Raw genomic sequence first — 26,418 nt, 5'->3', positions numbered from 1 at the left:
GCAGGTACTTTGCAAAGCCTGAAAAGTTGTCAAAACGTTAAATTCGTCACATTTTAAATGTTACACTGCGCGGCTCCTCCGTATTCAACCATGCAGGTAACTTATGACTCCTTCGAATGCCTCTGCGCCGCAGGCTAATCAGGCGGCGCGACCCAACTGGTCGGCGGTTTTTGCGGTGGCCTTCTGCGTTGCCTGCCTGATTACCGTTGAGTTCCTGCCGGTCAGCCTGCTCACGCCGATGGCGCAGGATTTAGGCATCTCCGAAGGCGTTGCCGGGCAGTCGGTTACCACCACGGCGTTCGTGGCGATGTTCGCCAGCCTGTTTATCACCTCGATCATCCGCAATACCGATCGCCGCTACGTGGTGATTCTGTTTTCCGTCCTGCTGACCCTTTCCTGCCTGTTGGTCTCGTTTGCCAACAGCTTTTCGTTATTGCTGCTGGGCCGCGCCTGCCTTGGTCTGGCGCTGGGCGGCTTTTGGGCGATGTCGGCGTCGCTCACCATGCGGCTGGTGCCGATGCGCGTGGTGCCCAAAGCGCTATCGGTTATTTTCGGCGCGGTATCGATAGCGCTGGTGATCGCCGCGCCGCTGGGCAGTTTCCTTGGCGGTATTATCGGCTGGCGTAACGTCTTTAACGGCGCGGCGGTCATGGGCGTGGTCTGTACGATTTGGGTGCTGAAGGCGCTGCCTTCTCTACCGGGCGAGTCGACCTCGGCGCAGCAAAATATGTTCGGCCTGCTGAAGCGGCCCGGCGTGATGGCCGGGATGTGCGCCATCTTTATGGCCTTCGCCGGCCAGTTTGCCTTCTTTACCTATATCCGCCCGGTGTATATGACCCTGGCGGGCTTTGACGTCGACGGTCTGACGCTGGTGCTGCTCAGCTTCGGCATCGCCAGCTTTGTCGGCACCTCGCTCTCCTCAATGCTGCTCAAGCGCTCGGTGAAAGCGGCGCTGGCGATTGCCCCGGTAGTGCTGGCTATCAGCGCCGCGGTGCTGGTGCTGTGGGGGGAGAGTAAAATCGTGGCGTCGACGGTGGCGGTGATCTGGGGCTTTGCCTTCGCGCTGGTGCCGGTTGGCTGGTCAACGTGGATTACCCGCTCCCTGTCCGATCAGGCGGAAAAAGCCGGGTCGATTCAGGTGGCGGTGATCCAGCTGGCTAACACCTGCGGCGCAGCGGTTGGCGGCGTGGCGCTGGATCACCTCGGTTTGCTCTCGCCGCTGGTCCTCTCCGGTACGTTGATGCTGATTACCGGCCTGCTGGTGGCGACGAAAGTGCGGGTGTAATGGGGCTACGGGTTCACCGCAGTCTGCGGTCGGGTTGCCCGGACAGGCGCGCAGCGCCACCTTCGGGAATGCGCACCCGGGTCTGGCTCTTACACCGCGACCCGGGATGGTTTCACTCTTAGAACCACGCTTCAAACATGCCGCCGACGTTCAGCGAATCCAACTGTTCGTCTTTGGTGCCGTTGACCTTCGCGGTGCGCTTGTTATCCACCTGGCCGCCGGTCACGTAGAAACGCAGCATCGGGCGGAACTCCGGCCCCATTCCGATGGCGATGTTCTGCGACAGCGTCAGCTTCCAGCCGTGGTTATCGCTGCCCTGGTCGTAGTCGACGCGCTGGTAGCCCGCTTCCAGCCAGGTGGAGTGAACGTCGTTCCAGAAGTACATCGGGCGGACGATGGCGCCGTAGTTTTTACGGTTGTCGGTGTTGTCCTTGCCGTTGTCATAGTCGTGGAAGGCCAGCAGATATTCGATCTGCGCCTGCCGGGTAAATTTATGCAGACCTTCAAAGCTGGCGTAGATAGCGGTCAGGTCATCGGTTTTGTTGTAGACGCTGTTATCCGAGTTATCGGAGTAGCGCAGGATCACTTTATTGACGCCGCTGTCGTTGGTGTGGCTCAGCACCAGCCCGCCCTGCCAGGCGTCGAGACGCTCGTCGCTGTCCACCGCTTTCGAATCGAAGCCGTAGTTGGCGTATACCTCAACGTCGATCGGCCCGGCCTTGATGTTGTGGGTTTTGGTGGTCAGGGCGTAGTGGCCGTTATCGCCGGTACCGGAGCCGCCGGTACAGGTGATGCGCGACGGGTTGGCCTCATCGGCCATCACTTCCGGGCTACAGGACTCCACCTGCGACACCCCCGCCACGTCAAACTGCACGCCGCCGATATCAAAGTTTTTCACCCCGGCGCCCTGGCCATCGTGGTTCATCCAGAAGTAGTCGTTGATCCCCTGCTGCGGACGCTGATGGAAGTCGCGGCCGGCCCAGATATAAGCGTTGGGGTTAGATTCCAGCACGTTGGTGACGCCGACGTAGGCTTTTTTCAGGTTAACTTCATCGCTCCAGTGGTCAAACATGACGTTGATATCCCAGATAGCGCCTTTACTGCTCTTGAAGGCTTTGGTTATCTGGAATTCGCCGCCGTTGCCTTCGTTGCCTAAACGACCGATCGCCGAGGCGCCGTTATAGGAGCCATCCACGCCGACAAACTTCTGATCGCCGGTCTGGAACTGCGCGCCGTAGCGGGCGTAGCCGCTGAACTTGAGGCCGAAGGGGATCGCCATATCCGGCGAGGCGGCGGTGGTCTGCGGGTTAGTAATAACATCCACTTTTTTATCGGCGGCAGCGTCGATTTTCGCCTGGCGCTCGGCGAGGGCTTTATCGACGGCCTTCGCCACAATGGCGTCGATCTGTTCCTGCGTAAATTCTTGCGCGAATACGGAAATTGGGCACAGCGCGGCGACGACCGCCATTGCTAATGGCAGCATTTTTACAGTTTTCATAATTATCTCGCTTTTAATAATTCATATATTCAGATAATAGCCATCCCGCCAGGATAAGCTGGTGTATTTATTCCGGATACAGTTGTTAAATATTGATATAAATTAACGCTGGTATAAATGAATTAACTCTTCCGAAAATTCACGGGCGAGCAGTGAGTTCATTAAGTGATCCTGAGCATGGACCATAATTAACGTCATCGGCTGGCGCGCTTCGCCGGCATCCTGCTCGATAAGCCGGGTCTGCATCTGATGCGCCCGACGGGCGTAACCATCGGCTTCATTCAGTAGTAAGCGCGCTTCATCTATATTACCGTTACGGGCGCAATGGAGTGCTTCAAAACACAATGAGCGTGACTGTCCCGCGTTAACGATAATTTCCATTACCGCATCTTCTAATTCAATCATGATAGATCCTGAGGTCATTAACTTTATTATTTAAATAATGCAGCAAAATCCCTTTTCCGCATTATTTATGCCGTCATCTAAAAGATAATATTAAATATATTGCTTCATTATTGGCTGACCGTTTCGGCAACCGGAACCGCGGCTTTTGCTTTTTCAACTTCAGTTTTCATTAAGGAACGTTCATAGGCGCGCAGGAATGGCAGATAGATTAGCGCCGACATCACCATACAAATCAGGCACATGACCACCGGGCTTAACGTCCAGTTTGCGGCCCACGATGCGCCGATAGGCGCCGGCGTTGTCCACGGCGTCAGCGAAACCACCTGGCTGAGCCAGCCGAGACGCGTCGCGCCATAAGCCAGAACGGCGTTGATCATCGGGACAAAGACGAACGGGATAAACATCATCGGGTTCATGATAATCGGCGCGCCGAACAGGATCGGTTCGTTGATATTAAAGAAGCTTGGCACAATGCCCATTTTACCGATGGTACGCAGATGGGTTACGCGGCTACGCAGCAGCAGGAACGCCAGCGGAAGCGTGGAACCGACGCCGCCTATCAGCAGATAGTGATCCCAGAAACCTTGCAGATAGACATGCGGCAGTGCCGCACCGGCCGCCAGCGCGGCCTGGTTTGCCGACAGGTTGGCCATCCAGAAGGGGTTCATAATGCCGGTCACGATCAGCGAACCGTGGATCCCGGCGAACCAGAAAATCTGGCACATCAGGACGGAAAGCAGAATCGCCGGCAGGGAGTCAGAGGCGGAAACCAGGGGCTCCAGCAGGTGCATAATCGCCTGCGGCAGGATCATACCGGTCTGCGCTTCGATAAACAGATTCAGCGGATGCAGGGTCGCGATCACCACCAGTACCGGGATAAGAATTTCAAACGAGCGGGCAACGCCGGTCGGCACCTCTTTTGGCAGGCGAATCGTAATATTGTTCTGCTTTAACCAGGCGTAAACGCGGGTGGAGTAGATGGCGGTGATCAAGGCGGTAAAAATGCCCTGACCGGAGAGGTACTGGGTGGAGATTTTGCCATCGGCGTACGGCGCGGCAACCAGTAAGAAGGCCATGAACGCCAGCAGACCGGACATCACCGGGTCGAGTTGGAACTGACGTCCCAGGCTGGCGCCGATTCCCACCGAAATAAAAAACGTCATTACGCCCATGCTGAGGTTAAACGGCAGCATCAGCTGTTCACGGTACTGCTGGGAGAAATCCAGCCAGCCGCGGGCGAAACCATTCGTGGTATCCGGGGAGAAAGGTGGAAAGATAAATACCAGCATGAATGAGCCGATGATCATAAACGGCAATGCGGCAGTGAAGCCATCGCGAATCGCGATAACGTATTTCTGCTGCCCAAGGCGTCCTGCCAGCGGGGTAATTGATTGCTCGATCACGGCAATCATGGACTGATACAGAGAACTCATTTGCACACCTCTTAATGCGCTGCAATCAGCGACAGGGCATAATCCAGGACGTTATCTCCCCGCTGCATTCCGTAATCCATGGTGTTAATCGGCTGGACCGGAATATTCAGGGGAGCGGCTTTCTCAGATAAGTTTTTCAGCATGTATTTCACCTGTGGCCCAAGAAGCACCACCTGGTATTGCGGAAACTGCATGTCAAATTCGGAAACTCCATAGGCGTCAATCTGCACCGGCAGATTACGTTCCTTCGCGGCATCAACCATCTTTCTGACCAGCAGGCTGGTGGACATTCCGGCAGAGCAGCACAGCATAATCTTGTACATCGACGTTCGTCCTCAAAATGTAAAAAGTTATTGCGTGGATGATTTGATATCAGACGGAAACCGGTTTCCATTTATAAAAAACAGAACTGTGATAACCATCAAGATCTGTCAGTCAAAGGGGCTGTTAATTAGATTTGGCTCACAAATTTTCCTGGTTTTTGCTGCGATTTTCCATGAAATGGAAAATCGGTTTCCAAATAAAAAGGGAAACGGATATACTGCCGCTGGTTATTATTGAAGCGATTCAGGTTTAAGGATTTACAGGGATCGGATTGACCCTGTCAGGGGAAAATAATGTCTACAATCAACGATGTATCACGGTTAGCTGGGGTGTCGAAAGCCACAGTCTCTCGGGTGTTGAGCGGTTCGCGCGGCGTAAAGGAAGCCAGCCGACAGGCGGTACTGCAGGCGGCGGAAGAGCTTAACTACCGGCCGAATATGATAGCGCAATCTTTGCTGAGTCAGACTACCGGCTGCATCGGCGTCATTTGCGCCCAGGACAACATTAATCAAACCACCAGCTATCTCTACGCGCTGGAGAAACAGCTTAGCCAGCACCAGAAGCATCTGCTGCTGCGTTTTGCCAACAGCCGCAGCAGAGTGCTGCATTCGCTGGATGAGTTGACCTGCGGCCTTTGCGATAATGTATTAATCATCGGCGCACGGTTTCCGCTCAATATCGACCGGCCCGACGTAGTACTGATTGACTGCCTGGAAAGCGACGGAACGAATAGCATTCAGTTTGACCATGCCTTCGCGGCGGAAACGGCCTGCAACTATCTGATAAGCCAGGGGCGGCGCCAGATTGCGCTGATCCATCCCCAGGCCAGCGGCTTTGCTGACCAGGTTTTGCTGGGCTATAAGCACGCGCTGGAAAAGAATTTTCTGCCGTTCAATCGCAACCTGGTTTTTCTCGACAGCCATTCGCCGTCCGTGGCGGTGCAGGAGCTGGTAAACAACACAACCACCCTGAATTTTAATGCGTTATTGGTGGCCAACGAGCAGCAGGCGCAGCTGGTGGTGCCGCAGCTTCAGGCGTTTAATCGCGCGGTGCCGGAAAAAGTTATGGTGTTCAGCCTTGCGGGCTCGTTACAGCTGCCCGGTATTCCGACCATTCCGGCGATAGAATATTCAATGGACGCGATGGCCAGCCAGATCGTCAACTGGCTGACCGAGAAGACGCAAATACTCGGCAGCAGCCCGCTGCGCGGGGATTTGATCATTCCGAACCGTTGATGGCGACCCTGCAACCGGCGCTAGGGCATGGGGCAAGCTATGGCGCTAATGGCCTTCTGGTAAGCGGCGCTGTTGTTTTTATCCAGCGCCCGCGTCGCGCTTTGTACGGCAGTCTTATTTTCCGCTGATTCCAGTACGCGGTTAGCAAACTGCGTATCGTCCAGCGCGCTGCTTTTAGGGCAGTTTTTCCTCACATCCTTCACTATCTGCTGCTTTTGCTGTTCAAACTTCAGCCCGGAGAGCGGTGCGGCTGTCGCCACGCTGGGGAGCACCAGACAGACGGCCAGCGAAAGCGCAATTTTCATTCTCTTCATCACGGATATCCTTATTTTTATTAAAGCGTTCCTCTAACTATAGACGCATTCCTGAATCAACATTTTGCGTGTTGCTTTCCGCAGGAATGTATCTGTTTCAGTCGCTGAAATTTATCTTCCGTAGCGGCAAGCAAAGCCGTTGATGCGCAGATGCCCGGCGTCGCGGTGATGGATATATTCCAGCTATCGCGTTTCAGGGATGGCGGACCATGACGAAAAAAGGAACGACCTCGACGCCGCACGATGCGGTTTTTAAACAGTTTTTATCGCATCCCGAGTGCGCAAGGGATTTTATCGAGATTCATCTTCCCGCTTCGCTGCGCCAGCTGTGCGACCTGCAAACGCTTAAGCTGGAGTCCGGCAGCTTCATTGAGGCCGATTTGCGCGCCAGCTACTCCGACGTACTGTGGTCGCTGAAAACCAGCGACGGTGACGGCTATATCTACGTGGTGATTGAACATCAGAGCACGCCGGATGCGCACATGGCATTCAGGCTGATGCGCTACGCGCTGGCGGCGATGCAGCGTCATCTGGACGCCGGGCACAAAACGCTGCCGCTGGTGGTGCCGATGCTGTTCTATCACGGCGCGAAAAGCCCCTATCCTTTCTCGCTGTGCTGGCTGGAAGAGTTTGCCGATACGGAGGCCGCGCGGCGGATCTATGCCGCCGCTTTCCCGCTGGTGGATATTACGGTGGTGCCGGATGACGACATTATGCAGCACCGGCGCGTGGCGTTGCTGGAGCTGATTCAAAAGCATATCCGCCAGCGCGATTTACTTGGCCTGGTGGAGCGATTAGCCGAGCTGTTGGTTAAAGGTTGCGCTAATGACAGCCAGTTGAAAGCGCTGTTTAATTACATGCTGCAGTGCGGCGATGCGCCTCATTTTGGTGAATTTCTTCACGAGGTCGAGCGGCGCGTTCCTCAACATAAGGAGGTACTCATGACGATTGCGGAAAGGCTACGGCAGGAAGGGAGACAAGAAGGCAAGTTGGAGGGCAAGTTAGAAGGTAAACAAGAGGGTAGAGAAGAAGAAGCGTTGCGTATTGCCCGTTCACTTCTGGAGCAGGGGTTTGAGCGCGAGCTGGTACGGATGACTATTGGGCTCTCGGATGACGATCTGAATGCATTCCAGGATGCATCCCTCAAGATGGGGGAAAATTAATGACGATTGTAGAGAGGCTACCGCTGGAAGAGATACCACAGGAGTTACAACAAGAGTATTTACTGGAATACCTGTTGGAATTTTACCTGGGGTTTTATGAAGGATTTCAGGAAGGGAAACGAGAAGAGGCGTTGCGTATTGCTCGTTCATGTCTGGAACAGGGATTTGAGCGCGAGCTGGTGCAGGTGGTTTGTGAGCTGTCGGATGACGACCTGAAGATGCTGCAAACGCAGGTCGCAGCATCTCCTGCCCGATAATCGTCAGGCCGTTTTAACCCGCCGCCGCGAATCCAGGGCGATCAGCACCACCGACGAGAGAATCAGCAGCGTGCCCAGCCAGTCCGGGAGGGTAAAGGTGATGCCGAGCAGCAGCAGAGAGAGCAGAGCGCTACTCAACGGCTCCGCGCAGCTGAGGATCCCCGCCTTCGCGCCGCCAATTTTCTGCGCGCCGTTCAGGTAGAGGCTAAAGGTCAGCGAGGTGCCGATTACCACCAGGTAGAAAAAGGCCAGCAGCAGGCCGCCGGTCACCACAAAATGGTTGCCCTGTCCGGCATAGAACGGCAGCAGCATCGCGCCGCCGAGCAGCATGCTCCAGCCGACAATCGGCAGCGTGCCGTAGCGGGCAATCAGCGTCGAAGGGTAAGTCGTATAAAAAGCAGCGGCAAACGCCGAAGCAATCCCCCAGAACAGCGCCGTGGGGGAAATCGACAGCGTCGTCGGGTTACCGTGGGTGACCAGCAGGAAAGTGCCCGCCAGAGAGGTGGCGATGGCCGCGAGCACCAGCGGGCTGGGGCGCGTTTTGCGGGCGATGGCAAACCAGGCGACGATAATCGTCGGCGACAGGAACTGCAGCACCGTCGCGGTGGCGGCGTTGGATTGCTCGATAGTCATCAGGAAGGTGTATTGCACGGTGAGCGCGCCGAACAGCGAAAAGATCAGCAGACTGACGGCGTCTTTGCGGTTTAGCAGGACGCGGAAAATCTTATCGCCGTGAAAGAACGAGAGCATCAGAAGGATCAGGCCGGCGAACAACAGGCGCGTCATGGTCAGAAACGGCGATGACATCTGGCTTTGCTGCATAATATATTGCGCGCAGACGCCGGAACTGCCCCACAGCACAGCGGCGATCAGTACGTTCAGCATCCCTTTTTTGCTGGAGCCCATCTTTCCCTCAGGTGAAAATAGTGCGAAAGCAGCATCATAGCATGAGCACGCGCGGGAAGCGGGGCAGGAAATGGTAGCCGGATCCTTTATCAGATGTACCCTCGCCGATGTTGCCCGGTGGCGGCTGGCGCCTGACCGGGCCGACAGAAACGCGACGCCACGCGCAAAAAATATTCAGCATGGGGCGTCAGTACCTCCCGCCATGCGGCGGATAAACTCACGTTCACCGCCGTGCGTCAGATGCGCGCTCTAGCTCAAATCAACGTTTTTACTGCCGAACAGCCAGGTCAGGGCGAAGCCGCACAGATAAGAGACCGCCAGCCCGGCGGCATACACCGCCATTCCGGCGTAGATCCCGCTGTTGGAGGTCATCAGCGGCAGCGCCACTAGCCCGGACGGGCCAAATACCGTATTCAGGCCGACCGGTAGCCCCATCCAGGCGACAAGCCCGAGGAAGAAACCGCCGCAGGCGCCGCCGAGGCAGGCGGTGATAAACGGCTTCATGCGCGGCAGCGTCACGCCATAAATCAGCGGTTCGCCGATGCCGAGGAAGCCGGGAATAATCGCCCCTTTAATTTGCGTACGCAGCAGAGAGCCGTGCTTCGCCCGCCAGAAAAGCGCCAGCGCCGCGCCGACCTGTCCGGCCCCGGCCATCGCCAGAATCGGGAACAGCGAGTTAAACCCCTGCGCATCCACCAGCGCGAAATAGACCGGCACGAAGCCCTGATGGACGCCGAACATCACCGCCAGCAGGAACAGGCCAGCCAGCACCGCAGAGCCGAACGGGTTGCCGTTAAGGTGCAGGAATAGCCATGACATTCCGGTAAACAGCCAGCCGCCGATCGGCATAATGACGGTAAAAGTGATTGCGCCCATGATCAGCAGCGTCACCGCCGAGGTGAGGATCATATCGAGGTTGGCAGGCATGATGCGGCGCACCTGTCTTTCCACCCACGCGCCGATAATCGAGGCGATAAGCACGCCGATAATATTGCCGCGTGGGTCGATACCGTGGCCGAAGAAGGTCGAAATCCCGGAATAGAAGCCGCTGGTGGCCTCCGGGTTGTAGCCGAGGACAAACAGCGCAGCGATGATGGCCCCGTTGACCCCGGAGCCGCCGAAGGCTTTCTGGGCGTTATAGCCGATCAGGATGCTCAGGAAGGTAAACATCCCCTTGCTGAATACCTTCATGTAGCCGATCAGCGCCACCATCGTCGCGTTCGGATGCGCGTTTTCGAGGACAAATATCTGCTCCGCCAGGGTCGCGAATCCTAACAGCAGGCCGACGGCGATAAAACCGGGGATCAGCGGGGTGAAAATGGTGGCGAATTTAGCGAGGAATTTTTGGATGCCGCTGGTTTGCTTGCTCTTCAGCGCCTGCTTCTTCTCGGCGGCGACATCGGCCAGCGACGGCGTCTCCGCCGGAGCGTCTTCCAGTAACGCATTCATCATTTCCGCCGCGGTTTGCGCCTTGCCGGGGCCAAGCACGACCTGGAACTGCTCATCGCTGACGATAACCCCCATCACGCCCTCAATCTGACGGATGGCGGCGCTATCGGCCCGTGATTCATCGCGCAGAGTCAGGCGCAGCCGGGTCATACAGTTGCCCGCCTGCGCGACGTTACCGGCGCCGCCAACGTGTTGAAGGATCCGCGCTATCATCTCTTTATTTATTTTTGCCATTGCAGATTACCTGTTGGTCAGCGGTCAGGAGTGGCTCAGCGCCTTGCGGATATAGCCGTTATTTTTTGCCAACAGCGCCTGGGCATCCGGGGCGCTTAAATCAGCCAGCACCATCACAATCGCCGTTTTGCAGTGGCGACCGCAGGCCTCCAGCGCGCTCTGGGCGGTTGCGCGATCGCATTCGGTCGCTTCCATGACGATGGACACCTGGCGCTCGATAAGCTTGGCGTTGGTCGCTTCCACATCCACCATCAGGTTGCTGTAGACCTTGCCAATGCGGATCATCGCCCCGGTGGAGATCATATTCAGCACCAGCTTCTGCGCGGTGCCTGCCTTGAGCCGCGTTGAGCCGGTAACGACTTCCGGGCCGACCACCGGCGTAATGGCGACGTCCGCCAGCTGGGCCATTTCCCCGTGCGGGTTGCAGCTGACGATGGCGACGAAAGCGTTCTGGCTGTAGGCATACTCCATGGCGCCGATGACGTACGGCGTGCGTCCGCTGGCCGCGAGCCCGACCAGCACATCGCGGCTGCTAAAATTAATATTCTGCAGATCCATCGCCCCTTGCGCTTTGTTGTCTTCAACGTTCTCTACGGCGCTCAGAATCGCTTTATGGCCGCCCGCGATGATGCCCACCACCTGTTCGGGGCGAGTGCCGAAGGTCGGCGGACACTCGCTGGCGTCAAGGATCCCCAGACGACCGGAGGTCCCCGCGCCGATATAAATCAGTCGCCCGCCCGCCTGCAGCGCCGCTGCGACCTTATCCACGACCTGGGCAATTTGCGCCAGATAGGGGGTGATGGCGTGAGCCACCTGCTGGTCTTCCTGGTTAATCACCGTCAGCATCTCTTCGGTGGAGAGGGTATCAATGTTGGCGCTATTGGCGTTGCGGCGCTCGGTCAGCAGTTTGCTCAGGTCGATACTCATAAGAACCTCTTTATTCACAGTGGCGGGCAGTATAAGGAATTAATTATTCCTTTCATGTGAAGACTATCACGATTGGTGTTGAAGAGATAATAGGAGATTTCAGCGTTGGCGGGAAATATGGCGGTAATAAAATTGGAATATTTTATTACCGCCAGGGGAGGTTATGCGACGGAACGTGGTTTTTTCAGGCCAATCAGCAGCGCGGCCAGATAGCAAAGGGTCATCGCCAGGCTCATTTTGAGCATCGTTTCGCCGCCGAGTCCGGCCAGCGGCGCGGCAATCCCGCCGAACACAAACATCAGCGTGCCCATCAGGGCGGAAGCGGTGCCGGACTGGCGGGCGTGAATGGCGTTCATCGCTTCCGAGCCGGCAACGGTACTGATGCCGCTCATCATGGAAACGGTAAAAAACAGGCCGACCAGCGCCAGCGTCGGCTGCGGTAGCCAGGCGAAGAGCAGGGTGATGGCGGCAAACGCCACCGCCAGCAATTGACCGCCGCGCAGCAGAGATTCGGCGCTGAAGCGGCGCGCCAGGCGGGAAAAGATCAGCGCCGCGATAATCAGCCCAATACCGTTCAGGCCGAACAGCAGGCTGAACTGCATCGCGCTCATGGCATATTCGCTCTGAATAACAAACGAAGATGAGCCGATATAGGAGAACAGCCCGGCCATCATAAAGGCCTGAATCAGGCAGTAGCGCATAAAGCGGCGATTTTTCAGCACCGGCGTCTCATCCTGCCGCTGCGCAACCGATGCGGCGCTTTTTTCCGGCAGCGTTTCGTGCAGCACCGTCAGGCTGAGCAGCAGTAACACCACGCCAATCGCCGCCATCGCCCAGAACAGAATACGCCAGTCGAAGGCGGTGATGATCCAGCCGCCAAGTACCGGCGAAAGCACCGGCGCGATGCCGTTTACGGTCATCAGCAGGGCGAAAAACTGGGTCAGCAGGGTGCCCTGATAGCGGTCGCGGGCGATGGATCGCGACAGCACCGAGCCGCCCGCGCCGGCGAAGCCCTGCAGAAAGCGCCAGGCGATCAGCATATGGATATCGTAGGTTATCGCGCACATCGCTGAGGAGAAAATAAACAGCAGCAGGGAGAGCGCCAGCGGCTTTTTACGACCAATACGGTCGCTCAGCGGGCCGAAAAACAGCTGCCCAAGGCCGAGGCCGATCAGCGCCGCGGTCAGAGAGAGCTGGGTCTGCGTGCCGGTAGCGCTAAGCTGCTGGGTAATTTCCGGCAGCGCGGGGAGATAGAAGTCGGTACACAGCGGCCCAATGGCGCTGAGCAAACCGAGAACCACAACCCAGGAAAGGGAGATTCGGGGCATACAAGCGGGCTCCTTGTCATCAAACCGGGCGCTGTCGCCCGGTAAAGGTGTTAGCTGGCGCCGCCTCCCAGCGACTGCCAGAGGGTGATGCGGTTTTCCAGGTCCGTTTGCTGGAGGGAGATCAGCGTGGCCTGCGCCGACCACAGCGTTCGCTGGGCGGTCAGCACCGACAGATAATCTCCGACCCCGGCCTGATAGCTCTTCAGCGCGATATTCAGCGATTTCTGCTCCGCCGCGACGTATTTATTCTGCGCGTCCAGCTGTTCGCTGAGCGTTTCCCGCCGCGCCAGCGCGTCGGCGACATCTTTGAAAGCGCTCTGAATCGTCTTCTCATAGGTGGCGATCAGCCCCTTTTTCTCCGCTTCAGCGTAGCGCAGCTGCGCCAGGTTGCTGCCGCCGGTAAACAGCGGCAGGCTGATGGACGGCGCGAATGACCATACCTGCATGCCGTGGCTGAACAGCGACGAGAGCGAGTCGCTGCCGACCCCGGCGCTGGCGGTCAGCGAGATGGACGGGAAGAAGTTGGCCCGCGCCGCGCCGATATCGGCGTTAGCGCTCTTCAGGTTATGCTCCGCTTCCTGGATATCCGGGCGGCGCAGCAGTACCGATGAAGAGACGCCCGCCGGCACCAGGGTGATACTGCGATCGCCAAGGCTTTCCAGCGTGCCGGGCAGCAGGCTATCCGGCACGGTTTCCCCGGCCAGCAGGTTGAGCGCGTTTTTATCCTGCGCCACCAGCGTGCGGTAGCTGGCGACGCTGGCGCGCGCCTGCTGGTACACGCTTTCGGCATCGCTCAGGTCGCCAGCCGAGGCGGTGCCGACTTCCATCTGGCGGGTGACGATGCGGCGCGAGTTCTCGGCGCTGGCCATGGTTTCCTGCGCCAGCGCCAGATTGCTGTTATCCGCGGCGAGGGTTATCCACGCGGTGGTCAGATCGGCGATCATCGTCAGACGCGTATTCTGGGCGGTGAATTCGCTGGCAAGCCAGGTTTCCCGCGCGGCGCGCGTCAGGCTTTGGTTCTTGCCAAACAGATCCAGTTCGAAGCTGGAGACCGCGCCGTCGGCTTCCGCTGACGACGACAGGCCGCTGGCCACCGTTTTACTGCGGGTATGGCTCAGCTCGGCGTCGAGGGTCGGAAACAGCGACGCGCGGGTTTCACCAAACTGGGCGCGCGCGGCTTCGATATCGGCCAGCGCTTTCTGCACGTCGCGGTTGCTGGTCAACGCGATACTCACCACTTTTTTGAGGCGGGCGTCATTCACCACCTGCTGCCAGTCGCTGACCACCGCGGTTGCCTCGCCGTGGCTGCCCGGCAGGGTCGCCGGGACCGGCGCGGCCGGACGCTCATAGTTCGGGTCGAGAGAGACGCAGCCCGCCGTCAGGAGCGCAACAAAAACTAAGGTAAAACGAAACATAACTTACTCCTGAGAAGAACGATGGCGGGTGAAGAAGCGTTTCACCAGCACAAAGAACAGCGGCACGAAGAACACCGCCAGCAGCGTCGCGGTCAGGGTTCCGCCGATAATCCCGGTACCGATCGCCACGCGGCTGTTGGCCCCGGCTCCGGTGGCGATCGCCAGCGGCAGCACCCCGGCAATAAACGCCAGCGAGGTCATCACAATAGGGCGTAGGCGGGTCTGCGCAGCGCGCATGGCGGCACGCGACAGGGAATAGCCCTCTTCCACCGCCGATTCGGCGAATTCGACGATCAGGATGGCGTTCTTCGACGACAGGCCGATGGTGGTTAATAGCGCTACCTGGAAGTAAACGTCATTGCTCAGACCGCGCATCCAGGCCGCCAGCGCCGCGCCGAGCAGCCCAAGCGGGATCACCATGATCACCGAGAACGGCACCGACCAGCTCTCATACAGCGCCGCGAGGCACAGGAAGACCACCAGAATCGAGATGGCGTAGAGGCTCATCGCCTGGCCGCTGGCGAGTTTTTCCTGCAGCGACATGCCGCTCCACGCCCAGGTGGTGCCGGCCGGCAGGTCATTGGCCAGGGCTTCCATCTTGTCCATTGCCGCGCCGGAGCTGAAGCCGCTGGCGTTTTCGCCCTGGATTTCAAAGGCGGCGGAGCCGTTGTAGCGCACCAGGCTTTCCGGGCCGTATTGCCAGCGGGTGGTAGCGAAGGCGGAGAACGGCGTCATGCTGTCGTCGCTGCCGCGCACGAACCATTTACCGAGGTCGGACGGCACGGCGCGGGCGTCGCTTTCGCCCTGGATATAGACCTTCTTCACGCGACCGCGATCGATAAAGTCGTTAACGTAGGTACCGCCCCAGGCGCTGGAGAGGGTATCGGTGACATCGCTTAACGACAGCCCGAGCGACACGGCTTTGTTGTTATCAATATCCACCTGCAGCTGCGGCATTTGCGGCAGATCGTTGGCGCGTACCGACTGCAGCTCGGTACTTTGATTCGCCGCCGCCAGCAGCTGGCTGCGCATTTTCATCAGGCTATCGCGATCGGTGCCGCCGCTGGCCATCAGTTCGAAGGTGAAGCCATTGCTCTGCCCCAGGCCATCAACCGACGGCGGGGTCATGGCGAACAGGGTGGCGTCGCGAATGCTGCCGAGCTCTTTGGTGGCGCGCAGGGCGATGGCCTGAGCGGTATTTTCTTCGCCTTTACGTTCGGACCAGTTTTTCAGCGACACGAAGGCCATCCCGGCGTTTTGTCCGCTGCCGCTAAAGCTAAAGCCGTCGACGGTAAAGATTACGTCGGTATTGGCTTTCTCTTTCGTCAGGAACCAGTCGGTGACCTGGCGGCGAACCTCGGCGGTACGTACCGCCGTCGCCCCGGCGGGCAGCGTATACTGGACCATGATTTCGCCCTGATCCTCCGTCGGCAGGAAGCTGCCCGGCAGTTTCCACATCGCCAGCGCCATGCCGCCGCAAATCAGGACAAAAGCGCCCATCATCATCGCCGAGCGGCGCAGGCCGCCGACCACACGATGCTGATAGCCCTGCTCGGTGCGTCCCCACAGGCGGTTAAAGGCGCCGAAGAAGCCTTTGGTATGCGGTTTCGAATGGCTTAGCAGCGCGCCGCACAGCGCCGGGGTTAAGGTTAAGGCGACCACTACGGAGAGCATCATCGCCGAGATAATGGTCACCGAGAACTGGCGATAAATCACTCCGGTTGAGCCGCCGAAGAAAGCCATCGGCAGGAACACCGCCGAGAGCACCAGGGCAATGGCGATCAGCGCGCCGGAGATTTCGCCCATCGATTTTTCGGTGGCTTCGCGGGCGGGCAGCCCCTCGTCGCGCATGATACGCTCGACGTTTTCCACTACCACGATGGCGTCATCCACCAGCAAGCCTATCGCCAGCACCATCGCAAACAGCGTCAGGGTGTTGATGGAGTAGCCAAACAGCGCCAGCACGCCGAAGGTGCCCAGCAGCACGACCGGAACCGCCACCGCCGGGATCAGCGTGGCGCGGAAGTTTTGCAGGAACAGATACATCACGCAGACCACGAGGATAATCGCCTCGAATAGCGTCTGAATCACATCCTCCACCGAGATTTTGATGAACTCGGTGCTGTCTTTCGGGTAGGCGATATCGTAGCCCTGCGGCATCTGGCGCTGGAACTCGGCAATCTTGTTTTTCACCAGCGTCGCGGTATTCAGGGCGTTAGCGCCCGGCGCCATCATCACCGCGATCCCCGCAGCCGGGTGGCCGTTGAGATTGGCGGAGGCGGTGTAATCTTCGCTGCCCATCTCCACGCGGGCGACGTCGCTCAGGCGCACCACCGACCCGTCGCTCTTGCTCTTGACGATAATCTCTTTGAACTGGGCGACGGTTTGCAGCCGCGACTGGGCACGGACGGTGGCGGTCAGCTGCTGTGCGTTGGTGGCGGGCAGGGCGCCGATTTTACCGGCGGACACCTGCACGTTCTGCGCTTCAATCGCCGATTGTACATCGGATGGCATCAGCGAATAGGAGGCCAGTTTGGTCGGGTCCATCCAGATGCGCATGGCGTACTCCGCGCCGAACACCTGCAGGCTGCCGACGCCCTCAATACGCGCCATTGGGTCCTGCATATTGCTGACCAGCCAGTCGGAGATATCGGAGCTGGTGGCTTTGTTGTTTTTGTCATACACCGCGAGGATCAGCAGGAAGCTGCTCTGCGATTTCTCCACCGTCACGCCGGACTGCTGAACTTCGCTCGGCAGGCGCGACTCCGCCTGCTGCACTTTGTTCTGCACCTGAACCTGGGCGGTATCCGGGTCGGTACCCTGCTCAAAGGTGACGGTAATGCTGACCGAGCCGTCGGAGCTGCTGGTGGACGTAAAGTAGAGCAGGTTGTCCAGTCCGGTGAGCTGCTGCTCGATAACCTGGGTCACGCTGTTTTCCAGGGTTTCCGCAGAAGCCCCAGTGTAGGTGGCGGAGATTTTTATCGCCGGCGGCGCGACGTCAGGGTACTGGGCGACCGGCAGAGTGCGGATAGCCAGAATCCCGGCGAGCATAATCAGAATGGCGATAACCCAGGCGAAGACCGGGCGTCGCACGAAGAAACGGGAGAACATCAGGCGTTGCCTCCGTCATTTTTGACTTCGGCGGCTTTGACCTGCTGGCCCGGCGCCACTTTGCCGGTTCCTTCAACAATCAACCTGTCGCCGCTCTTCAGGCCGTTGACGATCAGCCATTTGTCACCGTAAGTTTCGCCAGTTTCCACGCTGCGCTGTTCAACTTTGTTATTAGCGTCAACCACCAGCGCGGTGGCATCGCCTTTGGCATCGCGAGTGATGCCCTGCTGCGGGGCGAGGATCGCATCGTTCATGATGCCTTCGTCTATGCGGGCGCGAACGAACATACCGGGCAGCAGCACGTGCTGCGGATTGGGAAAGACCGCGCGCAGCGTGACCGAACCGGTCGATTCATCTACCGCCACTTCGGTCAGCGCCAGGCGACCTTTTTCGCTGTAGGTGCTGCCATCTTCAAGAGTCAGGGTGACGTTAAGGGTATCGCTGTTGCTCGCCAGGCTTTGCTTACGCAGGCGCAGCAGATCGACGCTGGATCGGGTGAGATCGACGTACATCGTATCCAGGCCGCGGATCGTCGCCAGCGCGGTATCCTGATCGGCGGACACCAGCGCGCCCGGCGTGACGGAAGAGATCCCGATGCGCCCGGCAATCGGTGCGGTCACGGTGGTCCAGTTCAGGTTGATGCGCGCGCTTTCCAGTGCCGCTTTTTTCGACTCGACGCTGGCCTTATCCTGATTACAGGTCGCTATCGCATCATCGGCGTCCTGACGGGAGACGCCGTTATCTTTTACCAGCACCGCGTAGCGCTGGGCTTTTTGGCAATCGGCGGTGACCAGCGCCTGGGCCTGTTTCAGCGAGGCGGCGGCTTCGTTAAACGTCGCGCGATAGCTTGACGGGTCGATTTGGTATAGCGCCTGTCCGGCTTTGACCATATCGCCCTCGGTAAACAGGCGTTTTTGCACGATCCCGCCAACCTGCGGGCGCACTTCGGCGCTAAGCGAGGCGGTGGTGCGTCCGGTCAGGCTGCTCACCACCGGGACAGGCTGGCCTTGCAGGGTCACGACGCCGACTTCCTGCGTCATCTGCTGCGGGGAAGCGTTTTGCGCATTATCGCACCCGCTAAGGAGAAATAATGCTGCTGCGATGGGGGCTAAAGTATATTTCATTATATTTTCTCAGGATGAACGACGTCCGCCCCGCAAATTCACTGGCGGGGTGATAGGCCGGGCGATGATGCATCTCCGGGCAAGCACAAATAACCAAAGGGGAAATAAATATTCCTGTTTGCAGTAAATGACTCTGCGAATACCGCTATTAATTAAGCGGTTTTTCCGACATTTCCCCGTGCGGCGAATACGGTATCAGACGGCGGTTACAGGCGCTGAACCGAGGGATGACGCCTGCTACAGGGCATTTTTCATGGGGTTCTCCATGGTTTGTGTTTTTGAGAATGATCGTTCTCATTTTTTCCCATTATACGTCTGAACCGAATGATGGGAAGATTTTTTACACAAAATTTAGTGCAGGGAATTTAGTCAGGAAATAATGGAGAAAAAAAGGATATTTTGTGAAAGTAGGATGGTGAATGGTCTATGAAAAATAAAAGATGGAGATAATCAATGACATTAATAATAACAGAGAACATTAATCCCGCCGATCAAGAAGAGCTGCTGACGGGGCTGCGGGAATTCAATCTGCGCTTTCTTGACCCAGCCCAGTTCGGCGAGCTGGGCGTTTATTCACGCGATGCTGCTGGCGAGATGCGCGGGGGATTGATTGCCAAACGCAAGGGCAGCTGGCTGTGTATTGAGTATCTGTGGGTCAGCGAAGCGTCGCGCGGCAGCGGCCTCGGCAGCGAGCTGATGCATGAAGCGGAATCCCAGGCGCGGGAGCGCGGCTGCAGCCATATGCTGGTGGATACGTTCAGCTTCCAGGCGCTGCCGTTTTACCAGAAGCTGGGCTATCAGCTGCACATGTCGCTGCCGGACTTCCCGCACGTGGGTATGCAGCGCCATTATTTGTCGAAAGTATTGTAAAGCAGCCCCCAGGAGACCTCCCGGAGGCGGCGCTGTGCGCCTGTCCGGGCTACCCGAATGCAGGCGGCAGTGAACCGGATTGTATCCCCCGGATCGCAGACGGTTGTAAACCTGTAGCCCGGCTAAGCGCAGCGCGAGCCGGGGAGAATTAGCCGCCGATCCCGCTGCCTATCAGCGCCAGGGCATGGCTGACAATCATCTGCTTGTCCACCGATTGCAGCCGCGGATCGGTGTGGGTGCGGGAAAAAGGTACCAGCACCAGGCTTATCAGCGTGGTAAACAGCAGCTCTGGGGAGAGCGCCGGATTAAGCTTGCCCTGCTGCTGCCAGCGGCGCACCGTCTCCAGCATCTTATGGTACTTTTCATCGCCAAAACGCGCGTGCATCTGCTGGCGCAGCACCGGCATCTCGCCGATGATCTCCTGCATCCACAGCGGCGCGAACCACGCGTTTTTCTCCGCCATGGCCGCCAGGGTTTCAATTAGCAGCGTAAAAGCGGTGACCGGATCGTCGCCATGCGCGACAAAAATCTGCCCGATTTCGCTGCGCAGCGGCATAAAGCGCTCCTCGATCAGCTTTTCCACCAGCGCTTCGCGCGAGCTGAAGTAGTAGTGCAGCATCGCGGGCGTTACCCCCGCCTCTTTGGCGATGGCGTTCAGCGAAATGCGGGCGATCCCGTGGCGGGCAAACAGCGCCAGGGCAATATCCATCAGCTGTTCGCGGTTGGCGGGGCCGGATTTCTGCCCGCGCGGGCGACCGGGGCGACGCGGGGCTTCATTGTCTTTTTGTGCTGACATCCTGTGGCGATCCCTTGACCAGATTCATCATTTCCCTAAATATTAATTATGCATTTAATTAATTTCAAGCGAGTCATGCTATGACATCTGAAATCGCCAGCCAACCGGCGGTGCCCTCGATCCGCCTGCTCTTCAGCGCCCTGCTGCTGGTGATGCTGCTCTCGGCGCTGGATCAGACCATCGTCTCCACCGCGCTGCCGACCATCGTTGGCGAACTTGGCGGTCTGGATAAACTCTCGTGGGTGGTCACCGCCTATATCCTGAGTTCGACCATCGCGGTACCGCTGTACGGCAAATTCGGCGATCTCTTCGGGCGAAAAGTCGTTCTGCAGGTGGCGATTGTGCTGTTTCTTGCCGGTTCCGTTCTTTGCGGGCTGGCGCAAAATATGACCCAACTGGTGCTGATGCGCGGCCTGCAGGGGCTGGGCGGCGGCGGCCTGATGGTGATCAGCATGGCGGCGGTGGCTGACGTCATCCCGCCCGCGAATCGCGGCCGCTATCAGGGGTTATTCGGCGGCGTCTTTGGTCTGGCGACGGTGATCGGACCGTTAATCGGCGGTTTCCTGGTACAGCACGCCTCCTGGCGCTGGATTTTTTATATCAACCTGCCGCTGGGGCTGTTTGCGCTGCTGGTGATCGGCGCGGTCTTTCACAGCAGCAACAAGCGTAGCCAGCACCAGATCGACTGGCTGGGAGCGATCTACCTCAGCATGGCGCTGCTGTGCATCATCCTTTTTACCTCCGAGGGCGGCAGCGTCCGCGCGTGGAGCGACCCGCAGCTGTGGTGCATTCTGGCTTTTGGCCTGGTCGGGATTATCGGCTTTATTCATGAAGAGCGGCTGGCCAGCGAGCCGATTATTCCGCTCTCCTTGTTCCGCAACCGCAGCTTTTTGCTGTGCAGCCTGATTGGCTTTGTGATCGGCATGGCGCTGTTCGGCTCGGTGACCTTCCTGCCGCTCTATTTACAGGTGGTCAAAGAGGCGACGCCGACCGAGGCGGGCCTGCAGCTGATCCCGCTGATGGGCGGCCTGCTGCTGACGTCAATCATCAGCGGGCGCATTATCAGCCGTACCGGTAAGTATCGGGTGTTTCCGATTATCGGCACCCTGCTGGGGGTGGTCGGCATGGTGCTGCTGACGCGCATTACCATCCACTCAGCGATGTGGCAGCTGTATCTGTTTACCGGCGTGCTGGGGGCGGGCCTGGGGCTGGTGATGCAGGTGCTGGTGCTGGCGGTACAGAACGCGATGCCCGCGCAGATGTACGGCGTGGCGACCTCCGGGGTCACGCTGTTTCGATCGATTGGCGGTTCTATCGGCGTGGCGCTGTTCGGGGCGGTATTTACCCACGTGCTGCAAAGCAACCTGCTGCGCCTGCTACCGGAAGGGGCACAGCTGCCGAGGGCGCTGAACCCGGCGGCGGTACAGAATCTCCCGGCGGAGATCCGCCTCGATTATCTGGACGCCTTCGGGTCCGCTATCCATGCGGCGTTTCTGATGGCAGCCTGCATTATGGCGGTGGCGTTTGCGCTCTCCTGGCTACTGAAAGAAGCGCCGCTGAAAACCGGCGCACGCTAGACGGCGGCGGCGATACGCAACAGCGCCTGGCGCAGAGCCGGCGCGGCGAAATCGATGAATTTACGCAGCTTAAGCGGAGCCAGATCCCGGGAGGTGTACAGCAGGTGCACCGGCGCAGGCTCTGGTTCCATCGCCTGCAGGAAAAGCGTCAACTCGCCGCAGGCCAGACCGTCAATCGCCTGGTAGTGCAGCAGGCGCGCCACGCCTGCCCCCAGACGGGCGGCGTCGGCGGCGCTTTCGGGTGTAGTCAGCGACAGCACCGGCTGCAGCGCCACCAGCCGGTCCTCCGCCTCTTCGGCGTTAAAGCGCCAGCCGCGATAAGGCATCGGCGATTCAATACGAACGATCGGTAGCGCGGCCAGCTCGCGCGGGCGTTGCGGCATGCCGTGCTTTTCCAGCAGGGCCGGGTGCGCGCAGGTGACGATGCGCATTTCGCCCAGCCGGGTGGCCACCATCCCGCTGTCCGGTAGCGCGCCGATCCGTACCGCTAAATCAATATGATCGCCCACCAGATCGGCGTTGCGGTCGCTAAGCAGTAAACGGACGCGAATCTGCGGGTAGCGGGCGAGAAAATCCGTCACCACCGGTAAAACATGCTGACGGCCAAACATGGTCGGCGCCGAGAGAACCAGCTCGCCTTTTGGCTCCTGATATTCGCCCGCCGCCTGGCGCTCGGCGTTCTCCACCTCTTCGAGAATGCGCCGCGCGGCGGCGACATAATCGACGCCGGTATCGGTCAGCGTCAGCTTGCGGGTGGTGCGGATCATCAGGCGCACGCCGAGGGTATTTTCCAGTTCGCCAACCTGGCGGCTAACGGTGGTCAGGGGCATATTTAACGCCCGCGCCGCCGCCGACATGCTGCCGAGTTCGGCCACTTTCACCAGCAACGCCATCGCGCTGAGTCGGTCCATAATTATCCCGTTTTTCGGAAAGATGATTGTCATATTGCCACTATTATCTTTTCTGCCTGCACAGTCCATGATGAGTTACGCCGCAACGCATCGGGAGGACCTATGCCAGCAGAATTTCTTGATATCGCCATGACGCCGGACGTGATGGCTGTCCAGCATGAAATGGGCAGCGATGAGCTGTGGCAGTCGCCGCATCGCCAGCGCCGGGGTGAGCGCTTCGGCGCCAGCGAGGAGGCGATGATTGCCACCCGCGACAGCTTCTATCTGGCCACCCTTTCGCAAACCGGCTGGCCCTATATTCAGCATCGCGGCGGCCCGGCGGGCTTTCTGCATCTGCTGGATGACACCACCCTGGCGATGGCGGATTTTTCCGGTAATCGGCAGTACATCACCACCGGCAACCTGCGCGGCAGCGATCGGGCTTGTCTGTTTTTGATGGATTACCCGCGCCGTGCCAGGCTGAAAATCTACGCCACCGTAGAGGTGGTGGCGGCGGATGCCGACCCGCAGCTGCTGGCGCGGGTCGCGCCGGAGAACTATCGGGCCCGGATTGAGCGTATTTACCGTTTTCATTTGCAGGCTTTTGACTGGAACTGCCCCCAGCATATTACTCCCCGCTACACCGCTCAGCAGGTGGCGGAGTATAGCCAGACGCTGCAACAGCGTATTGACGAACTGGAGCGGGAAAATCAGCGCCTGCAGCAGCGTATTCATACAGGAGATTCATGATGACCGAACAACGTCCGCCTCTGCCGCCGTTCACCCGCGAGAGCGCCGCACAAAAAGTCCGTGCCGCTGAAGATGGCTGGAACAGCCGCGATGCCGCTAAGGTCGCGCTGGCCTATACCGTCGAGAGCGAATGGCGCAACCGCAGCGAATTTGTTCACGGCAGAACGCAGATTATCGACTTCCTGCAGCGCAAATGGCGTAGAGAACAGGAGTACCGGCTGATTAAGGAGCTGTGGGCGTGGAGCGATAACCGTATTGCGGTACGCTTTGCCTATGAGTGGCACGACGACAGCGGCAACTGGTTTCGCTCCTACGGCAACGAGAACTGGGAATTCGACGAGCACGGACTGATGCAGACGCGGTACGCCTGCATCAACGATCTGCCCATCACCGAGAGCGAGCGTCTGTTTCACTGGCCCCAGGGCCGTCGCCCGGACGATCACCCGGGGCTGAGCGAGCTGGGGCTGTAAGGCGCGTCCCCGTTCTGCGGAATGAACCTCACCGTTGAAGAGATCCCCGGAGGCGGCGCTGCGCACCTGTCCGGGCTACGCGATCGCAGCCGACGGTGAACCCGTAGCCCGGGCAGGCGCATTGCGCCGCCCCCGGGAGAAAGGCGGAAGATGATTTTATTTCCGGTTGCGGTTTTTGCGTTTAAAACCTCGCCCTAAAGTCGTTATAGTTTCAGACGAAAAATAATAACGATTTTCTATGGACTGACGGGGTTATAACAATGAAATTGCGTTTACGGACAGCCGCCGCCGTGGTGCTGGCGGGTCTGCTGCTGGCGGGCTGCGACCAGAAGGGCAGCGATGCGAAGCACATTAAAGTCGGCGTCATTAACGGCGCGGAACAGGATGTGGCGGAAGTGGCGAAGAAAGTGGCCAAAGAGAAATATGGCCTCGACGTGGAGCTGGTGGGCTTTAGCGGCTCGCTGCTGCCGAATGAGTCCACCAACGCCGGCGATCTGGACGCCAACGTCTTTCAGCATCGCCCGTTCCTCGAACAGGATAATAAAGCCCACAATTATCGTCTGGTGGCGGTGGGCAACACCTTCGTCTTCCCGATGGCGGGCTACTCGCGCAAAATAAAATCCGTCGCCGATCTGAAAGACGGCGCGACCATCGCCATTCCGAACGACCCGACCAATCTGGGCCGCGCGCTGCTTCTGCTGCAGCAGGAGAAGCTGATTACCCTTAAAGCGGGCACCGGCCTGCTGCCGACGGCGGTCGATATCACCGACAACCCGCATCACCTGAAAATTATGGAGCTGGAAGGAGCGCAGCTGCCGCGCGTCATCGACGACCCGAAGGTCGACGTGGCGATCATCAGCACCACCTACCTGCAGCAAACGGGCCTTTCCCCGGTGCGCGACGGTATCTTTATTGAAGATAAAAACTCGCCCTATGTGAATATCATCGTGACCCGCGAAGACAACAAAGACGCGGAAAACGTGAAAGCGTTTATCCACTCCTACCAGTCGCCGGAAGTGGCGAAGGCGGCGGAGACGATCTTCAACGGCGGCGCGGTGCCCGGCTGGTAATTTTTCACACAAGGAGACGTGGCGATGACCCGGCAACGCCAGGCTGATTTGCTGCTCATAGCCGCGACGGTTATCGCCGCCTGCGGATGGATTTTTTCCCGTGAAGCGATTGCTGGCATGCCGGTTTTCGCTTTCCTCGGCCTGCGCTTTTTCTTCGCCGCGCTGCTGCTGCTGCCTTTCTGTCGCGGCCTGCGCGTCGAGAGGCAGCACTGGCCGCGCATGATTATCAGCGGCCTGTGGTTTGCGCTCAACCTGTGCCTGTGGATCTACTCGGTATCGACGACCCCGTCGCTGGGCGAAGGGGCGTTCATTATGAGCCTGTCGATGCTGTTCGTGCCGCTTACCGCCTGGGTGATGATGAAGGCGCGGCCGGCGCGGGCCTACTGGGAGTGTCTGCCGATTGCGGTTGTCGGTCTCGGCTTACTCAGCCTGCATATGCCGATTGCGTTTCACCCCAGCCAGGGCTGGTTTCTGCTGACCGCGCTGGTGCAGTCGATCTGGTTTTGCTACACCAGCAAAAGCGCCCGCGAGGTGCCGCTGATCCCGCTGACCACCGTACAGCTTGGCATCACCGGGCTCGTCGGGCTTGGGATCTCCGCCGCCGTTGAAAGCTGGAGCCAGCCGTTTACCCTGCCGACTTTCGGCTGGCTGCTCGCCAGCATCGTTATCGCCACCAGCCTGCGCTTCGGCCTGCAAATGAAGGGGCAGAAGTACGCGGCGGTCGCCAGCGCGGCGATTATCATGGTGCTGGAACCGCTGCTGACGGTGATTGCCGCCGCGCTGTGGTACGGCGAACAGCTACCGCTGCAGAAAATTATCGGCGGCCTGCTGATCCTCGTCGCCCAGCTATGGTTCCGCTGGCGGATGCTGAAGCCGCTACGCTAAACCGGTACGCCGCTGCGCCATCAGATGCAGCAGCGGCACCAGCGATAGCCCGTCCGGCATCTCGCCGCGGGCGATCAGCTGGCCTATCTCTTCGAGGGTAAACCAGCCCGTTTCCATCACTTCGTCCTGATCTTCATCCATTCCTACCCAGGTTAAATCGTGGGCCAGCCAGGTAATAAATAGCTGGTCGCTGCTGCCGTAGGAGGGGTTATAGCGGATAATTTCGTCGGCGCGCTGCGCCTGCCAGCCGGTCTCTTCCCGCAGCTCGCGCAGGGCCGCCTCGCGCGGGTCTTCGCCTTCGTCGACGCCGCCGGAAGGAATCGCCCACACAACCTGGTCTATCAGGTAGCGGTAGTGGCGAATCAGCAGCACTTTGTCATCCTGCATCGCCACAATTCCCACCGCCGGGCGAGGATAGTGAATGGAGTAAAAATCCCGCCGATCGCCGGGCGCCATATCAATCCCGACCTTGCGCATGCTGAACCATGGGGTGTCTGCCAGAACCTCGACATCGTGCATATCGGCGGAGGTGAGTTTCTTTTTCATCGTAGCCACTGTTCCTCAAAGTTGAGCGTTCAGCACACCATAGCCGGGAGCCGATGGCAACCGTCGCAGATTGGCCCGATTTCATCGTTCATTGCCCAAACGCCCATATTGCGCCAGGCTTGTGGGACGTACGATGTTCGCCAGATAACCGCGAAG

General features: G+C 58.8%; 25 protein-coding genes. 10 read left to right on the top strand and 15 right to left on the bottom strand.

What is annotated here, in order from left to right:
* Positions 1 to 103: 103 nt before the first annotated feature.
* On the top strand, positions 104 to 1,285 hold the full coding sequence (nepI, locus tag BWI76_RS27765; protein ID WP_004133116.1) for a purine ribonucleoside efflux pump NepI: 1,182 nt from the start codon (positions 104 to 106) through the stop codon (positions 1,283 to 1,285).
* Between the two features lie 118 nt (positions 1,286 to 1,403).
* On the opposite strand, the gene BWI76_RS27760 is transcribed toward nepI, so the two are convergent.
* From BWI76_RS27760 to BWI76_RS27745, 4 genes are all read right to left on the bottom strand, one after another.
* On the bottom strand, positions 1,404 to 2,783 hold the full coding sequence (locus BWI76_RS27760) for a carbohydrate porin (protein ID WP_064371530.1): 1,380 nt from the start codon (positions 2,781 to 2,783) through the stop codon (positions 1,404 to 1,406).
* A 102-nt stretch (positions 2,784 to 2,885) separates the two neighbouring features.
* A complete protein-coding gene (locus tag BWI76_RS27755; RefSeq protein ID WP_004855598.1) occupies positions 2,886 to 3,188 on the bottom strand; it encodes a PTS lactose/cellobiose transporter subunit IIA in 303 nt (100 codons plus the stop codon).
* A gap of 107 nt (positions 3,189 to 3,295) precedes the next feature.
* Positions 3,296 to 4,621, bottom strand: a complete 1,326-nt coding sequence (locus tag BWI76_RS27750) for a PTS sugar transporter subunit IIC (RefSeq protein WP_004133122.1) — start codon at positions 4,619 to 4,621, stop codon at positions 3,296 to 3,298.
* A gap of 11 nt (positions 4,622 to 4,632) precedes the next feature.
* Entirely contained in the window at positions 4,633 to 4,944 is a 312-nt protein-coding gene (locus tag BWI76_RS27745; RefSeq protein WP_004133123.1) for a PTS sugar transporter subunit IIB, read from the bottom strand.
* Between the two features lie 294 nt (positions 4,945 to 5,238).
* On the opposite strand from BWI76_RS27745, the gene BWI76_RS27740 reads away from it, so the two are divergent.
* On the top strand, positions 5,239 to 6,180 hold the full coding sequence (locus BWI76_RS27740; RefSeq protein ID WP_004133125.1) for a LacI family DNA-binding transcriptional regulator: 942 nt from the start codon (positions 5,239 to 5,241) through the stop codon (positions 6,178 to 6,180).
* A 20-nt stretch (positions 6,181 to 6,200) separates the two neighbouring features.
* Here BWI76_RS27740 and BWI76_RS27735 read toward each other — a convergent pair whose 3' ends face one another.
* On the bottom strand, positions 6,201 to 6,494 hold the full coding sequence (locus BWI76_RS27735; protein WP_024359674.1) for a YicS family protein: 294 nt from the start codon (positions 6,492 to 6,494) through the stop codon (positions 6,201 to 6,203).
* A 209-nt stretch (positions 6,495 to 6,703) separates the two neighbouring features.
* On the opposite strand from BWI76_RS27735, the gene BWI76_RS27730 reads away from it, so the two are divergent.
* Positions 6,704 to 7,657 carry an Rpn family recombination-promoting nuclease/putative transposase gene (locus tag BWI76_RS27730; protein ID WP_004133129.1) on the top strand — a complete coding sequence of 318 codons (954 nt, stop codon included), beginning with the start codon at positions 6,704 to 6,706 and terminating at the stop codon, positions 7,655 to 7,657.
* Positions 7,657 to 7,914: a hypothetical protein gene (locus tag BWI76_RS27725; protein ID WP_004133131.1), complete on the top strand. Its 258-nt coding sequence runs from the start codon at positions 7,657 to 7,659 to the stop codon at positions 7,912 to 7,914. Before BWI76_RS27730 ends, BWI76_RS27725 begins: the two co-directional genes overlap by 1 nt.
* Positions 7,915 to 7,917: 3 nt before the next feature.
* On the opposite strand, the gene BWI76_RS27720 is transcribed toward BWI76_RS27725, so the two are convergent.
* From BWI76_RS27720 to BWI76_RS27690, 7 genes are all read right to left on the bottom strand, one after another.
* Entirely contained in the window at positions 7,918 to 8,820 is a 903-nt protein-coding gene (locus tag BWI76_RS27720) for an EamA family transporter (protein WP_004133132.1), read from the bottom strand.
* Positions 8,821 to 9,069: 249 nt separating this feature from the next.
* A complete protein-coding gene (gene murP / locus BWI76_RS27715) occupies positions 9,070 to 10,503 on the bottom strand; it encodes a PTS N-acetylmuramic acid transporter subunit IIBC (protein ID WP_049090423.1) in 1,434 nt (477 codons plus the stop codon).
* A gap of 24 nt (positions 10,504 to 10,527) precedes the next feature.
* Complete coding sequence (murQ, locus tag BWI76_RS27710) at positions 10,528 to 11,430, bottom strand: N-acetylmuramic acid 6-phosphate etherase (RefSeq protein ID WP_004133138.1); 903 nt, start codon at positions 11,428 to 11,430, stop codon at positions 10,528 to 10,530.
* A 161-nt stretch (positions 11,431 to 11,591) separates the two neighbouring features.
* A complete protein-coding gene (locus BWI76_RS27705; protein WP_004133139.1) occupies positions 11,592 to 12,758 on the bottom strand; it encodes a multidrug effflux MFS transporter in 1,167 nt (388 codons plus the stop codon).
* A 50-nt stretch (positions 12,759 to 12,808) separates the two neighbouring features.
* A complete protein-coding gene (locus tag BWI76_RS27700) occupies positions 12,809 to 14,173 on the bottom strand; it encodes an efflux transporter outer membrane subunit (protein ID WP_024359678.1) in 1,365 nt (454 codons plus the stop codon).
* A 3-nt stretch (positions 14,174 to 14,176) separates the two neighbouring features.
* On the bottom strand, positions 14,177 to 17,284 hold the full coding sequence (gene eefB / locus BWI76_RS27695) for a multidrug efflux RND transporter permease subunit EefB (protein WP_004133144.1): 3,108 nt from the start codon (positions 17,282 to 17,284) through the stop codon (positions 14,177 to 14,179).
* Positions 17,284 to 18,408 (bottom strand): efflux RND transporter periplasmic adaptor subunit, encoded by a 1,125-nt coding sequence (locus tag BWI76_RS27690; RefSeq protein WP_024359679.1) that lies wholly within the window; start codon positions 18,406 to 18,408, stop codon positions 17,284 to 17,286. The genes eefB and BWI76_RS27690 overlap by 1 nt, the downstream gene beginning before the upstream one ends.
* A 453-nt stretch (positions 18,409 to 18,861) precedes the next feature.
* On the opposite strand from BWI76_RS27690, the gene BWI76_RS27685 reads away from it, so the two are divergent.
* On the top strand, positions 18,862 to 19,278 hold the full coding sequence (locus BWI76_RS27685) for a GNAT family N-acetyltransferase (protein ID WP_004133148.1): 417 nt from the start codon (positions 18,862 to 18,864) through the stop codon (positions 19,276 to 19,278).
* Between the two features lie 148 nt (positions 19,279 to 19,426).
* On the opposite strand, the gene BWI76_RS27680 is transcribed toward BWI76_RS27685, so the two are convergent.
* On the bottom strand, positions 19,427 to 20,074 hold the full coding sequence (locus BWI76_RS27680; RefSeq protein WP_004133150.1) for a TetR/AcrR family transcriptional regulator: 648 nt from the start codon (positions 20,072 to 20,074) through the stop codon (positions 19,427 to 19,429).
* 80 nt (positions 20,075 to 20,154) lie between these two features.
* On the opposite strand from BWI76_RS27680, the gene BWI76_RS27675 reads away from it, so the two are divergent.
* Complete coding sequence (locus BWI76_RS27675) at positions 20,155 to 21,651, top strand: MDR family MFS transporter (RefSeq protein ID WP_024359680.1); 1,497 nt, start codon at positions 20,155 to 20,157, stop codon at positions 21,649 to 21,651.
* On the opposite strand, the gene BWI76_RS27670 is transcribed toward BWI76_RS27675, so the two are convergent.
* Positions 21,648 to 22,562 carry a LysR family transcriptional regulator gene (locus BWI76_RS27670; RefSeq protein WP_004133154.1) on the bottom strand — a complete coding sequence of 305 codons (915 nt, stop codon included), beginning with the start codon at positions 22,560 to 22,562 and terminating at the stop codon, positions 21,648 to 21,650. The two genes, BWI76_RS27675 and BWI76_RS27670, sit on opposite strands and share 4 nt — an antisense overlap.
* A 102-nt stretch (positions 22,563 to 22,664) precedes the next feature.
* On the opposite strand from BWI76_RS27670, the gene BWI76_RS27665 reads away from it, so the two are divergent.
* The 4 genes from BWI76_RS27665 (at position 22,665) to BWI76_RS27650 (ending at position 25,716) form a co-directional block, all read left to right on the top strand.
* Positions 22,665 to 23,291, top strand: a complete 627-nt coding sequence (locus tag BWI76_RS27665; RefSeq protein ID WP_049087017.1) for a pyridoxamine 5'-phosphate oxidase family protein — start codon at positions 22,665 to 22,667, stop codon at positions 23,289 to 23,291.
* On the top strand, positions 23,291 to 23,761 hold the full coding sequence (locus BWI76_RS27660; protein ID WP_064343351.1) for a DUF1348 family protein: 471 nt from the start codon (positions 23,291 to 23,293) through the stop codon (positions 23,759 to 23,761). Before BWI76_RS27665 ends, BWI76_RS27660 begins: the two co-directional genes overlap by 1 nt.
* Before the next feature lie 260 nt (positions 23,762 to 24,021).
* On the top strand, positions 24,022 to 24,831 hold the full coding sequence (gene nlpA / locus BWI76_RS27655) for a lipoprotein NlpA (protein ID WP_004137625.1): 810 nt from the start codon (positions 24,022 to 24,024) through the stop codon (positions 24,829 to 24,831).
* Positions 24,832 to 24,855: 24 nt separating this feature from the next.
* On the top strand, positions 24,856 to 25,716 hold the full coding sequence (locus tag BWI76_RS27650) for a DMT family transporter (RefSeq protein WP_004137627.1): 861 nt from the start codon (positions 24,856 to 24,858) through the stop codon (positions 25,714 to 25,716).
* Here BWI76_RS27650 and BWI76_RS27645 read toward each other — a convergent pair.
* The gene (locus BWI76_RS27645; RefSeq protein ID WP_004137639.1) at positions 25,708 to 26,262 is read right to left on the bottom strand and encodes an NUDIX hydrolase; all 555 of its coding nucleotides are present in this window, start codon (positions 26,260 to 26,262) and stop codon (positions 25,708 to 25,710) included. The two genes, BWI76_RS27650 and BWI76_RS27645, sit on opposite strands and share 9 nt — an antisense overlap.
* Positions 26,263 to 26,418: the final 156 nt, after the last annotated feature.

Origin of the sequence: Klebsiella sp. M5al (assembly GCF_002090195.1) — a bacterium.
Taxonomy (GTDB): Bacteria; Pseudomonadota; Gammaproteobacteria; order Enterobacterales; family Enterobacteriaceae; genus Klebsiella; species Klebsiella grimontii.
The sequence above is the reverse complement of the archived record's forward strand: the minus strand, read 5'-3'. Positions and strand labels throughout refer to the sequence as shown.

What these genes read in the sequence shown, in the direction of transcription:
- BWI76_RS27755 (WP_004855598.1), bottom strand. Translation starts at nt 3,188, where the DNA reads ATGATTGAATTAGAAGATGCGGTAATGGAAATTATCGTTAACGCGGGA.
- eefB (WP_004133144.1), bottom strand. Translation starts at nt 17,284, where the DNA reads ATGTTCTCCCGTTTCTTCGTGCGACGCCCGGTCTTCGCCTGGGTTATC.
- BWI76_RS27725 (WP_004133131.1), top strand. Translation starts at nt 7,657, where the DNA reads ATGACGATTGTAGAGAGGCTACCGCTGGAAGAGATACCACAGGAGTTA.
- nepI (WP_004133116.1), top strand. Translation starts at nt 104, where the DNA reads ATGACTCCTTCGAATGCCTCTGCGCCGCAGGCTAATCAGGCGGCGCGA.
- BWI76_RS27650 (WP_004137627.1), top strand. Translation starts at nt 24,856, where the DNA reads ATGACCCGGCAACGCCAGGCTGATTTGCTGCTCATAGCCGCGACGGTT.
- BWI76_RS27760 (WP_064371530.1), bottom strand. Translation starts at nt 2,783, where the DNA reads ATGAAAACTGTAAAAATGCTGCCATTAGCAATGGCGGTCGTCGCCGCG.
- BWI76_RS27645 (WP_004137639.1), bottom strand. Translation starts at nt 26,262, where the DNA reads ATGAAAAAGAAACTCACCTCCGCCGATATGCACGATGTCGAGGTTCTG.
- BWI76_RS27670 (WP_004133154.1), bottom strand. Translation starts at nt 22,562, where the DNA reads ATGGACCGACTCAGCGCGATGGCGTTGCTGGTGAAAGTGGCCGAACTC.
- BWI76_RS27720 (WP_004133132.1), bottom strand. Translation starts at nt 8,820, where the DNA reads ATGGGCTCCAGCAAAAAAGGGATGCTGAACGTACTGATCGCCGCTGTG.
- BWI76_RS27690 (WP_024359679.1), bottom strand. Translation starts at nt 18,408, where the DNA reads ATGAAATATACTTTAGCCCCCATCGCAGCAGCATTATTTCTCCTTAGC.
- nlpA (WP_004137625.1), top strand. Translation starts at nt 24,022, where the DNA reads ATGAAATTGCGTTTACGGACAGCCGCCGCCGTGGTGCTGGCGGGTCTG.
- BWI76_RS27735 (WP_024359674.1), bottom strand. Translation starts at nt 6,494, where the DNA reads ATGAAGAGAATGAAAATTGCGCTTTCGCTGGCCGTCTGTCTGGTGCTC.
- BWI76_RS27675 (WP_024359680.1), top strand. Translation starts at nt 20,155, where the DNA reads ATGACATCTGAAATCGCCAGCCAACCGGCGGTGCCCTCGATCCGCCTG.
- murQ (WP_004133138.1), bottom strand. Translation starts at nt 11,430, where the DNA reads ATGAGTATCGACCTGAGCAAACTGCTGACCGAGCGCCGCAACGCCAAT.
- BWI76_RS27685 (WP_004133148.1), top strand. Translation starts at nt 18,862, where the DNA reads ATGACATTAATAATAACAGAGAACATTAATCCCGCCGATCAAGAAGAG.
- BWI76_RS27730 (WP_004133129.1), top strand. Translation starts at nt 6,704, where the DNA reads ATGACGAAAAAAGGAACGACCTCGACGCCGCACGATGCGGTTTTTAAA.
- BWI76_RS27705 (WP_004133139.1), bottom strand. Translation starts at nt 12,758, where the DNA reads ATGCCCCGAATCTCCCTTTCCTGGGTTGTGGTTCTCGGTTTGCTCAGC.
- murP (WP_049090423.1), bottom strand. Translation starts at nt 10,503, where the DNA reads ATGGCAAAAATAAATAAAGAGATGATAGCGCGGATCCTTCAACACGTT.
- BWI76_RS27740 (WP_004133125.1), top strand. Translation starts at nt 5,239, where the DNA reads ATGTCTACAATCAACGATGTATCACGGTTAGCTGGGGTGTCGAAAGCC.
- BWI76_RS27700 (WP_024359678.1), bottom strand. Translation starts at nt 14,173, where the DNA reads ATGTTTCGTTTTACCTTAGTTTTTGTTGCGCTCCTGACGGCGGGCTGC.
- BWI76_RS27660 (WP_064343351.1), top strand. Translation starts at nt 23,291, where the DNA reads ATGACCGAACAACGTCCGCCTCTGCCGCCGTTCACCCGCGAGAGCGCC.
- BWI76_RS27665 (WP_049087017.1), top strand. Translation starts at nt 22,665, where the DNA reads ATGCCAGCAGAATTTCTTGATATCGCCATGACGCCGGACGTGATGGCT.
- BWI76_RS27750 (WP_004133122.1), bottom strand. Translation starts at nt 4,621, where the DNA reads ATGAGTTCTCTGTATCAGTCCATGATTGCCGTGATCGAGCAATCAATT.
- BWI76_RS27745 (WP_004133123.1), bottom strand. Translation starts at nt 4,944, where the DNA reads ATGTACAAGATTATGCTGTGCTGCTCTGCCGGAATGTCCACCAGCCTG.
- BWI76_RS27680 (WP_004133150.1), bottom strand. Translation starts at nt 20,074, where the DNA reads ATGTCAGCACAAAAAGACAATGAAGCCCCGCGTCGCCCCGGTCGCCCG.